The 1071-nt window shown below is 45.8% G+C and carries 2 protein-coding genes; one reads left to right on the top strand and one right to left on the bottom strand.

Features of this window, described 5'->3' with window-relative positions; genetic code table 11:
* Window positions 1-509: RecQ family zinc-binding domain-containing protein (locus tag ACJ2PR_RS36070; protein WP_446880666.1), on the top strand; the 509-nt coding region annotated here is incomplete at its 5' end.
* 108 nt (window positions 510-617) lie between these two features.
* Here the strand turns inward: ACJ2PR_RS36070 and ACJ2PR_RS36065 are convergent.
* Window positions 618-998: a hypothetical protein gene (locus ACJ2PR_RS36065; protein WP_446880665.1), complete on the bottom strand. Its 381-nt coding sequence runs from the start codon at window positions 996-998 to the stop codon at window positions 618-620.
* Window positions 999-1071 lie beyond the last annotated feature (73 nt).

Genomic DNA, 1071 nt, shown 5'->3' with positions numbered 1-1071 from the left:
TCGACCCCAAAACCCTCCAAGAACTAACCGACCTTTCCAAATCCAAACTCCGAACCGCCCTCAATCATCTGCAAACCGCAGGCGCGATCGAGTCTTTACCAACGGGTGAAGTTCTTACAGCAGACGGAGCGCCAGATTTAGAAAAAGCAGCCAACGACGTGCTACGGGCACAAGAACGCAAAGCCAAAGTGGAGCGATCGCGATTAGAGATGATGCGTGGCTACGCAGAGGTCAAAGATTGCCGTCGAAGATACTTACTAAACTACTTTGGCGAACAGTTTGATGAATGCTGCGAAACATGCGACAACTGCAAAGCGGGAATCACTGCCGACAACGACGGGCTGAAACCTTACGAGATTAGTAGCCGCGTCATTCACAAATCTTGGGGCGAAGGGACGGTAATGCGCTACGAAAGCGATAAGGTCGTCGTTTTGTTTGATCAGGTTGGATACAAAACGCTCAGTACGATGACTGCTGTTTTACAAGGAATTTTGCGAAAAGTACCATAAAGGCTGGTCAGTTCTAACGCAAAAAAAGTCTGTAGGAATGTTGCTTAACTCATCCCTACAGACATCATTTCTAGACAAGCTTCTAGACGGTTGAACTACACAGTTAAACTACGCTTTTTGCTCGTAGTAGCTGGAGATGTGTTCATACACATGATCCGGGAAGTGAAGCTCTCGATAAACATTACAAGCATCAGGATCATCAGCATTGGGGCAAATCGGAAAGTCTTGATTGCGCTGCCATTCTAGAATGCGATCGCGCTTCGGTGGATTGTAATCTTTCCCTTGCACTTGTTGATAGAGCGCCTTTGCTTCTGACTGACTAAAATCAGAATCTTTTTGCAAATATTCAATTAGCTCATCTTGTTCCATAAAGTGACGAGCCACCATTGCAAAAACCAATCGTCCATAGTGTCCAATGTCCTGTCCTTCGTCTAACGCATCCATTAGATGGGACATCATTTCACTCTTGCGAAGTTCTTCAACTGCCATGATTTCAAAGTTGATTTAACGTCAGTTCGATGAACGCTTCGCTTCGCTTTTAGATCCAGGAACGCCCCCTAAA

It is taken from the genome of Phormidesmis sp. 146-33, assembly GCF_052939515.1.
Note: the sequence above shows the minus strand (reverse complement) of the source record. Positions and strands in the feature narration are given on the sequence as shown.

Bases quoted from the DNA above. Each gene is read 5' to 3' on its own strand.
- ACJ2PR_RS36065 (WP_446880665.1), bottom strand. From the start codon at position 998: ATGGCAGTTGAAGAACTTCGCAAGAGTGAAATGATGTCCCATCTAATG.